This is a genomic window from Paenibacillus amylolyticus (assembly GCF_003719335.1).
GTDB lineage: Bacteria > Bacillota > Bacilli > Paenibacillales > Paenibacillaceae > Paenibacillus > Paenibacillus amylolyticus_D.
The window spans coordinates 678,416-688,731 of record NZ_RIAS01000002.1 but is presented as its reverse complement, the minus strand read 5'-3'; the positions used below and the strand labels follow the sequence as shown (position 1 = coordinate 688,731).

Genomic DNA, 10,316 nt, shown 5'->3' with positions numbered 1-10,316 from the left:
GTCTATCGTTTCGGTATTCATGAACCCCGAAGGGGTTGTCTGCTGAAATGCCTCTTCGAAATCCACCTCGCAGACCGCGGCTCCAACGGAGCCGCTGCTTGAATATGATGTTATTGGACGGTCTTGCCTTCTTCGAATCTACTGCACATTTCTCTTCAATCTCCAATTTTCCCTTGAGTTGTATTGGTTTTATGTGTTTTATGTGTTTTATGTGTTTTATGATATTTCATGGTTCTGATTTTTTATATCATTTCATTTTCATTGGTCTTCGTTCTCAATATGTCCTTTGATCTTCAATCTCTTTTGATCTTCTGAATGTTACTTGACCTTTTTTAATCCGATTTTAAAATCGCTTGTGTCCTTCAATGTCTTTTGATCTCTTCCTTTATCTATTTTTGATCTTTCAATTCTTTCATCCCATCCATTCAAGGTTTTTAATCCATTGCAAGTCTGTTCCAATAACATCTAATTTATGTACTTCGTGAATACCACACATCCAACGTAATATCTGAACTACGTATATGATAACCTATGGGGTGGTATTTGCGAAGAAAAATTTGGTGAAAAAGGGAGAACTTTGAGATACTCAATCTCCCATATCCATACGATCCAGCGGGCTCTGAATACGCTGGATATTTTTCGTGCTAACATGCGTATATCGCTGTGTTGTTTGCGCACTCGTATGACCAAGAAGCTCCTGAATATAGCGCAGGTCTGTTCCGTTTTCCAGCAAATGTGTAGCGAAAGAGTGCCGCAAAGCATGAATACTGCATTTTTTTACAATACCGGCCTTTAGTCTAGCCTCTTCAAAAACCTTTTGTACGCTGCGCTCCGTAAGATGTCGATCTGAAGATTGTCCTGGAAACAACCAACGATCGGGTTTATATTGAGCGATGTACTTCTGTACAATCTCCCATGCAAGATGGGAGAGAAGTGTTCTCCGATCCTTATAACCTTTTCCCTGCCTCACAATGATGGTCTGACACTCAATATCCAGATCACTATAGCGTAAACGAACGACTTCGCCGACACGAAGCCCCGCCGAATAGGTTAGATAAAGAATCGTCTTATGCTTGAGGTTAGTCACAGCTTTCAGCAATTGGGTGACTTCTGTTTCCGACATGACATTGGGTAGCTTGGTTTGTTGTTTAGGACGTATATATTGAAACTCGGCAGGATGAAGTAACACATGTTTACAATAAAATCGGATCGCACTAATCGTCTGATTTACACTGGAATGGGAGACTCCTCGCTCAAGCAAACTCAAACAATATGTTTGGACATGAGATGCACGGATTTCTGTATCCATCTGAGGAAGACTGATCACAAATCGTTCAATCTGATTACAATATGCTTTAATCGTTTTGCGACTGTATCCTCTTAACTTCAGAGCTTGCTGCAATTGATCTCTTTTCCATTGTGTTTGCTCTCCACTTAACTTCCAGTTCCTTAAAAGCTCACTCTCTACCCACAACTCCGGAGAAATCTCTACATGTAGCGCATCAAAGCGCTTTGTAAACTCCTGAAGAGATCCCTCTGAGTAGGAATGATCCAGCGTTTTGCATCAGGCTCCCACCTTCTTCCTGTTACCTGACGAATGCGCTGAATATGCACCGTATTATATGGAATTTGCACATACAATGTATCAGCGGAACCTTTGATTAATATGATAGCAGCTTCTGTTTTGTTGTTCACACGACATTCTCCTTCAGCTCAATTGGGTATATGAGTTCTATTGAATTTGGAAAATAAAAAAAGGAAGACCATCTTCATCCCGTAAGGGAATCCAATGATCTTCCGATGCTTTCGGAACTATGGTCGCTGCATCTACATGGCAGCGGCTTCTTCTCCCAGTGGCAGCGTGTAATACTGCGCCTGCTGGTCTTCATGCTGCTGGTATACCACGACCAGCAGCGTTTGGCCTTTCGCGGCAAGCGGGCTGGCGCCAGCTAGCACACGCTCAAGCAGGAACGGAAGCACGTCCAATACGGCGTGCTTCTGCAGTTCCTTTTCGCCGAGTCTCAGATCGGCGAAAGCACGGGCCCCCATGACCGTCTGTGCGGTCATGGCCGAGGTCATTGGCAACGCACGCGAAGCGTTGCCGTGACCCATGTCCGCCGCTCCATCCGCGGCGGACGGAGCCGCGTCGCGCGCTGCAAGCGACGCAGCATCCTCGGCATGGCTGCCGACCACACCCGCCGCATCCGCGGCAGTGTCCTCTCCGGCAGCCGCCGAATTTCCCGCAGCGGCCGCTCCACTTGCGCCGCTGCTTTCCAGCCATGCCGACCCAGAGGCACCGGCAACACGAGGCAAACGAACGTCTTCTGGACGTTCAGCCAACGTTTTCATATAGCCTGCCCATTGATCTTTCTGGAGCACATCGTCCCACCAGATTTTACGCGGCTTATACTTATGTCCCAGGAAATAATCCAGCTTCATCAAACCAAGCACGATATCCATATGCGGCGTGTTCCGTGACTCTAAGAAGCTATGCAGACGAGTAAACAAATCCTCTAGCTGATGCCCGATCTTCTGCCAGCCCTGACCCTCCCAGTAATCGCCAAAGGCCTGGAAGAAATCAAACGGTGAATCAAACTCCTGCTCCATCAAATACTTCAGCGTATGATCCATCCGGTGTGCGTTCCAGTATTTCTCCAGCACATCTTCGAGTCGCTTCAGACGTACGATGTCGCTGAACGGCAACACGTCACTGCCCAAAATCTCATACGGCGCGTGATCCATATACGTATAATTGTACTTCTCTGCATCCAGACGAAGTCCCGTACCGCGAAGCATTTTGAGGAATCCGAGCTGTAGCTCTTCCGGCCCCAAAGCAAACACATCGTTAAACGTCTTGCGAAACGTATTATAATCTTCCTCTGGTAAGCCTGCGATCAAATCCAAATGCTGGTCGATCTTGCCGCTGGCTTTCACCTTGTTTACCGTACGGCTCAGCTTGGCAAAGTTCTGACGGCGTTTCACCAGTTCATTCGTCGGATCATTCGTGGATTGTACCCCGATTTCGAAGCGGAACGTACCCGGCGGCGCATTCTCTGCCAAATAGTCGAGTACCTCGGGACGCATGATGTCAGCCGTAATTTCGAACTGAAACACCGTTCCCTGATGATTCTCGATCAGAAACTTAAACATCTCCATCGCATAATCCCGCTTGATATTAAACGTGCGATCCACAAACTTGATCAGCTTCGCACCCTTCTCGATCAGGTACAGAATATCCGACTTCGTCCGCTCGATATCGTAATACCGCACGCCGACCTCAATACTGGAAAGACAGAACTGACAACTAAACGGACAGCCCCGGCTGGTTTCGAAATAAACCACGCGTTTCCCCAGATCAGGGATATCCTCTTCAAAGCGATGCGGCGAGGGCAAATCATTCAAGTCCGCTTTCGGGCGTCCTGGCATGAGAATGACTTCTTCCCCTTTGCGATACGCCAGTCCATAGACAAAATGAAACTTCTTGCTGCCTTCAAGCTCCGTCAAAAGCTGGTGCAGCGTCTCTTCCCCTTCACCCATGACGATAAAATCGACATTAGGAATCCGGTTCATCCAATATTCGGTGTCGTAGGACACCTCCGGCCCGCCCAGCAAAATTTTCACGTCAGGCATAACCTTTTTCAAATTATCAATCACTTTAATCGTCTCTTCAATGTTCCAGATGTAACACGAAAACCCAATCACATCCGCCCCGCGCTGGTACAGATCCGACACAATATTCATGACCGGGTCTTTGATCGTATACTCCGCGAGCTCAATATCAAAATCCTTCTCACTGTACGCCTTCAAACACCGCAGCGCCAGCGAGGTATGGATGTACTTTGCATTCAAAGTCGATAAAATTACCTTCATGGTTCACAACCTTTGCCTGGACACCCAGACCATATATTTTTTGGGAAAAGTAAAGCTCCACAGCCATCCTGCCCCGGATGCTGTTCAGACAAACCTCTAAGCAAACCCGAGCCATAGCTATGGCCGCACTTGCACAAAGCCACACCGATATCCACACCAGTACGCACACGCACATCACGCGCCAGCACACTCGTAGGACCTATTAACAAGATTTATTAAACAGTCCGTATGCTAAACCGTCCGCGTCTCATAAACAAATCTCCAATTTGTCTTTCAAAGAGTGGACATCTCTTTTAAAAACACATACACTCTCCGCTCGACTAAAAACACAATATATAGAATCAATTCTTTGAAAATCACTATATAATGTACCAACACTCGTTAGCAACTTTTAACGTCCATGTCCACCCTTTGAAAGACAATCTCGCCCATTTTGTCTACTGTACAGAGACATATTTAATGAGATATATCCTGATTTCGATTGCGTTTCCGGTTCTTTTCTGATCCTGGATTTGGTTTGATTCTGGTTCTTATTGTGCTCCTTGTGTTGCTTTTTGTCTTGTTCGGCATCTTGTTCTACTTCTTTATCTACTTATGATCTACTTATGATCTAGTCCTGTTCTTGATCTAGTTCTGTTCTTGTTTCTGGTTCTAGTTCCAGCTCTACTCCTTGTGCTCTGCTTCCGCTAATTGTGCTTCCGGTTCTAATTCTCATTATTTCTGCATCCGATCTAGTTCCATTCTGTTTCTATTCACGTTTCTGCCTCTGATCTATATAAGTTGAACTAAAGAATGTACAGACTCCACTCCGATATGCTCATCCATCCAGACACGTTAGCAAATATCACACATCGCCCATGAATAGTGCAAGGCCACCCTCTACTGTGGGCGCTAACGATCAGGAGAAACCTTATTTCGGCATATTCGGGCTTTGGAAAATTCTAACGATCCCCAGAGACGTTATTCTGCTGAAATCAGCTTGATCAGGCTCATTTTTCAGGATTTTGAATCGAATAAGCTTCCTGGAGATCGTTAGATTTCAAATATCCCCGATTCAGGGCAAATAAGCTCTATGGAGATCGTTAGCATTTCATCTTCGAATTGAGCAGCCTGCCAAGGCTGGTATTCTTGCCCAATTACAGGGCACTTCGACGATCGTGGATCGTTAATAGGCATAATATCGTTTTCTTTGGTTTAATTTATATAGTTTCTGTTTCTTCCCACTATCTCTTTCTGTGTCTATTTTCTATCTCCTAAACTTTAGTATAATCTCTAATCTCTAATTTATAGGTTTTAGGTTTTAGTCTTAAAGTTAGTCTTGAGGCACATGTCACTGATCAGATATCACTCATATTCATAAAATGCGTCATCGTCCGTGTCCACATCTTCACCCGATTGCTTCTGGAAGAATTCCAGGAATGGCAGTCCATACTTGCGGTACTTGACCTCACCGACCCCTTTAATGGTCAGCATGTCACGTTCTGTCTTCGGACATACCACACTCATCTCACGCAAGGTGGCATCATTGAAAATGATGTAGGATGGCACATGTTCTTTGGCAGCCAGATCACGGCGAATCAGGCGCAGCTGTTCAAACACGGTTTCGTTAACAGCCGAAGGCATTGCATCCCGTCCGCGGCGTCCGCCGTAGTTCGTACCGGAAGCTGTAGCTGCTGTTTTGCGTACAACACGCTGCATGACTTCGCGTTGACCTTTCAGCACTTCCACGGCCAGCGGCTGTAAACGAACCACTGGATATTGCCCCTCGGACAACATCAGGTAACCTTCGGATACCATCACGTTGATAATCTCCGCAATTTCGCGCTCTGTGCGATTGCCCATGACCCCATATGTCGGCAAAGAATCAAAGCCGTAGTCCAGCACCTTTTTGGCACGGGAACCTTTAAGCACCGAAGCGACCAGCGATACCCCGTAGCGTTCACGCATGCGATGAATACAGCTGAATATTTTTTGCGCATCAATGGTCATATCCACCAGCTCACGGTCGTCTGTACAGGAGCTGCAAATGCCGCATGGCTTGTCCTCATGCACCTCACCAAAGTAATCCAGCTGCGCACTGCGCAGGCAACGTGTGGTATAACAGTAATCCACCATCTGCTGCAGCTTGCGGTAATCGTTCGCTTTGCGGTCGCCCTCCATCGGGTTCTGCTCGATCAGGAACTTTTGGGTGATGATGTCCTGTGCTCCAAAGAGTAAAATGCATTGGCTCGGCTCACCGTCACGTCCTGCACGTCCGGCTTCCTGAACGTATGCTTCCATATTTTTCGGCATGCTGTAGTGAAGCACGTAACGCACGTTGGACTTGTCGATCCCCATTCCGAACGCGTTGGTCGCAACCATCACGCGAATATCATCATACAAAAACTGCTCCTGGCTCTGCGCCCGTTCATCATCTGTCATGCCCGCATGATAGCGTCCTGCCGGCAAACCAGCCTGCAGCAAACGCTGATGCAGATCGTCCACGTCCTTACGGGTCGCGGCGTATACAATACCCGGCTCGCTGGCATGCTCGCGCGCGTAGTTCAAGACAAAATCCTTTTTGCTCTCGCCGCGCAGCACGCTAAACGCGAGATTATCCCGCCCAAGTCCGGTCACATACGTCTGCGGGTCCTGCAAACGCAGCAGCCGCAAAATATCGCCCATGACCTCGGGCGTCGCTGTCGCCGTAAAGGCCGCAACGACCGGCCGCTCCGGCAAACTGTCCACAAACGGCGCTACCGCAAGGTAGCTTGTCCGAAAATCATGCCCCCACTGTGACACACAGTGGGCCTCATCCACTGCCACGCACGAGATTGGCAGTTGCCCCATCTCATCGCGGAACCAGTCCAGCTCCAGTCGCTCCGGCGCGACATAGAGCAACTTCAGCTCACCGCGCTGCGCCGCGCGGATGCGCTCATTCACTTCTCTGCCGCTTAACGTACTATTAATATAAGCGGCGGCAATGCCAGCGGTCGTCAGCGCATCGACCTGGTCTTTCATCAATGAAATTAACGGGGAGACCACCAGCGTCAGTCCCGGATATAACAGAGCGGGAATCTGGTAACAGATCGACTTCCCGCCTCCGGTTGGCATAATCCCCAGCGTATCCTCGTATTCGAGCAAGCTGGAAACGATCTTTTTTTGACCCTCACGAAAATCGGGGTAACCATAATATTTTTGCAGAAGACCCTGCGCTTCTTCTAAAGTAGGTGCTTGCACACTCATGTAAAGACTCCTTACTTGTCACCGGTGTTCCTGCACCAGCTTGGTTCTATCCGATTCTGACATCCAAACACGGCAACAGCGCCGCATCCCTGACAACAAAATGGCGTTCTCATGACTTGTCCGTCAAGCAAAACGCCGCTCCCTTTAGTTTAACGGGCCAGCCCCGAATGAGCAACCGCGTTTTAATGTAAAAACGGTTAACCCTTTTCAAACGCATGTCAAATAACCGCTCTTTATAACAAATGATTTGGATTAATTTAACTCATTTGTAATCTATACAATACTCACTATGATATGATCAGGAATGAAAATATCAATGAATGAAGGTTTACGAATCAAGTTTCAATCGGTGTTATACGATCAATTCACTTCTTTCTTTCTTTTTCCACACTTTCTAAACACTTCTTGTTAAAAACTTCCGAATTTCTAGTTCGAAGTTCTAAACTAAGGGAGGACTACTGTTTCCATGGAACATTCCGATCAATCCAAAATCAAACCAAAATGGATTACTACCTCTTCACTCAAATCTTGGGTTCGCCGACATCCTGTATCTTTGATATTTATCCTTATGATTGGGCTACCTGTCGTGACTTTGACGCTTTTCTTCACGCTTCGTCCCTACCTTTCCACATTCGATCGTTCGGGTGAGGGCGATCTGAGCTCGTCCATGTCATCCCCCAATGGGGAATACACGGCCGAACTATACGGTGTTCCCTATGGCGGCGCAGCAGGCGGGGTGACGATCTGGGTAGACGTACGGAAAACAGCGGATCCAAACGCTTCGAATGCCAAAAGCATCTATCGCGCAGAGTTTCATGGCAGAAATCACCTTGAATGGGAAAGTGACAATACCCTTCGCATCGAAACTGGAGCGAGTATAGTAACGAGACGGTTACCTTGAATATAGATGAAGAAATTTATGATGGATGGGGCTGGGCTTGCAGCAGCTTGCGTACAAAGGACCGGTATGTAAGATGCTTGGCACCTGCATCGTGAATAACGATAATGATGGCAGTTTTATATTCTACCCCTCACAATTGACTCATGAGTAGCATGGTTGTTAAGTACAGGAGTCTGAGGCGGAAAACTATACAAAAGTGGTATTCCATTTTAAAAAAGTGATATTTCTGTTTAGATCGAAAGAACCCCGTTAACCGCTTCTGTCGGTTTAACGAGGTTCTTATTGTTGCAGGTATTCGTAAGAAGACCACAGCTGTACTATAAAAGTTGATTTTTAATGACTCAGATGTTCAGGAGGTGCTCATAAGTTGCTCTGGAAGTGCTTTAGGAGTACCTTGGGAGTCTCAAAATAATGAGTCAAGAAACTTCCCACTTCTGGCGAGTTCCAGTTTTGGAGTTTTGGCCTATTTCGTCCCTCTAACTGCTTTTTATCCTATTTAAACTCACTTAAATTCACTTAACAAGGAATTTAATGTCATAACCTTACTTCTCTCTTTTTTCACCTTCTGTTTCAATCTTAATTACTACGAGTGCTATCCTTCTCTCTCTTTCCTCTGTTTGCGAATCACGGCTTCGAGCTTCTCCCGGTTACCGACCAAACCTGGATCATCCGGCAGATACTTCCGAGCTTTCGTGTTATGCAACAACGCCTGCTCCCAGTTGCCCAGATGAGCATAACAGAGTGAGAGCCGGGCATGCGGCAGCCAAGTTCGGCAAGCAGCCGGTACAGGGCGCAGACCCGGATCACGGCTGCTTACATCCACCGCCTGCATATACCAATAGATGGCGGTGACGATCTCTTGCCGCTCATGGAAGCAGGCGGCAATGGCGCAGCAGAAATCGGCATGCGGCAGATCGTACTGGAACGACTGCAGCAATGCTCCCAGCTTACGGCCCGGCTCGCCAAGCCGCTCATAACATTCCGCCAGCCTTGCGCAGGCAATGAGCCGATCTTCGCGGTAACCGCTTGGCTGCTCCAGCAGCTTGGCGTAACCGCGTGCCGCCGCCGCGTAGCGCTGGCGGTCATAACATTCGCCTGCATAGTAGAACAGCAGGCGTCCCTGGGCTATGCCCTCTTCGGCGATCCATTTGCGCAGAATGCGCACGTTTCGCGCCGAATGATTTCCCGCCTCGCGGCGATGGGTGACGGCAATATCTGCCGTAATGACCTCGCCTTGCGGGAAGCGCAGCTGCTCGTGCAGCCGGCCATGCCAGCGGCAACCGGCATCCCGCTTGACCAGGCGAAGCCGGCGGTCCGCCACCAGCGGACTTCCCTCCGGCCCCTCTGCCAGCGTATAGCCCATAATCACACCCGCCGTCTTACCTCCGGACGGCAGCTGCTCCTTCAACATCGCAAGCTTCGCCCGTTCCCCGGGCAACAGCACATCATCCGCATCGAGCCACAGGATATACTCCTGTGTAGCTCGGGCGAATGACTCATTCCGTGCTGCGGCAAAGTCTTCATTCCACGTATACGTATAGACCCGGTCGGTATACTTTGCAGCGATGTCCATCGTTCGATCCGATGACCCCGTATCCAGAATGATAATCTCATCCATAAGGTCAGCCACCGAATCAAGACACCTTGCCAGTGTGCGTTCTTCGTTCTTCACAATCATACACAAACTGATGGTGATCACGTTTTGAGCCCCTTCCTGACGTACGCGTACTGGTTCAAGCAATCAAACCGCAGATTCGTTGCTTGCTTACACACCTATTCGCTAATGATGCTTGTCACATAACACATAATATCCAGCGCCAAGCCCTAAGTACCTAGACTGCGCACTTACCTCTATTGCTATCATCCGTCCATTTATTACTGCTCTGACTGATTTCCTACTTTCCACAGTAAAGATGTCGTGTCTTCTAAAACTTCTAACGATCACAGATGACGCTATTTAGCACATTTCAGCGCATTTGGAAATCTAACGATCACAGATGACCCTATTTTCGCATTTCGGGCCAAAATATAAGAGAAATCGATGATTTTAAGGAAATTAACGTCGCTGGTGATCGTTAGGGTTCTGTGAGCCGCAAAACGACCTAAATAAGGCTTCTGGTGATCGTTAGAAAAACTTTGCCTCATGGTGTTCGTCTGTCTAGTCAGTGTTTGTGTAATTGTTGTTCGTGAGCTGGTACCTCACTATTGCTGCGATTGCAGTCTTATTACTGATATCAATTGGTCCACATGCTAGTGGTACAGTTGCTGATGTCAGGTTTAAGTTAATGGTGTTGGTGTTGGTGTTGGTGTTGGTGTTGGT

7 protein-coding genes are annotated in these 10,316 nt (G+C 47.7%); 1 reads left to right on the top strand and 6 read right to left on the bottom strand.

The window, feature by feature from the left end:
* Positions 1 to 586: 586 nt before the first annotated feature.
* From EC604_RS06840 to recQ, 5 genes are all read right to left on the bottom strand, one after another.
* Positions 587 to 1,402, bottom strand: a complete 816-nt coding sequence (locus tag EC604_RS06840; RefSeq protein WP_275670034.1) for a tyrosine-type recombinase/integrase — start codon at positions 1,400 to 1,402, stop codon at positions 587 to 589.
* Between the two features lie 86 nt (positions 1,403 to 1,488).
* Entirely contained in the window at positions 1,489 to 1,695 is a 207-nt protein-coding gene (locus EC604_RS06835) for a hypothetical protein (protein WP_123063382.1), read from the bottom strand.
* A gap of 132 nt (positions 1,696 to 1,827) precedes the next feature.
* Positions 1,828 to 3,870: a B12-binding domain-containing radical SAM protein gene (locus EC604_RS06830; RefSeq protein ID WP_123063381.1), complete on the bottom strand. Its 2,043-nt coding sequence runs from the start codon at positions 3,868 to 3,870 to the stop codon at positions 1,828 to 1,830.
* Positions 3,867 to 4,079 carry a hypothetical protein gene (locus EC604_RS29710; protein WP_151458057.1) on the bottom strand — a complete coding sequence of 71 codons (213 nt, stop codon included), beginning with the start codon at positions 4,077 to 4,079 and terminating at the stop codon, positions 3,867 to 3,869. Before EC604_RS29710 ends, EC604_RS06830 begins: the two co-directional genes overlap by 4 nt.
* A gap of 1,135 nt (positions 4,080 to 5,214) precedes the next feature.
* Entirely contained in the window at positions 5,215 to 7,095 is a 1,881-nt protein-coding gene (gene recQ, locus EC604_RS06825) for a DNA helicase RecQ (RefSeq protein ID WP_123063380.1), read from the bottom strand.
* Between the two features lie 466 nt (positions 7,096 to 7,561).
* Between recQ and EC604_RS06820 the strand changes: the two genes are divergently transcribed.
* Positions 7,562 to 7,996, top strand: coding sequence for a DUF5412 family protein (locus EC604_RS06820; protein WP_123063379.1), 435 nt, complete (start codon positions 7,562 to 7,564; stop codon positions 7,994 to 7,996).
* A 592-nt stretch (positions 7,997 to 8,588) separates the two neighbouring features.
* On the opposite strand, the gene EC604_RS06815 is transcribed toward EC604_RS06820, so the two are convergent.
* Complete coding sequence (locus EC604_RS06815; RefSeq protein ID WP_240036689.1) at positions 8,589 to 9,695, bottom strand: glycosyltransferase family 2 protein; 1,107 nt, start codon at positions 9,693 to 9,695, stop codon at positions 8,589 to 8,591.
* Positions 9,696 to 10,316 lie beyond the last annotated feature (621 nt).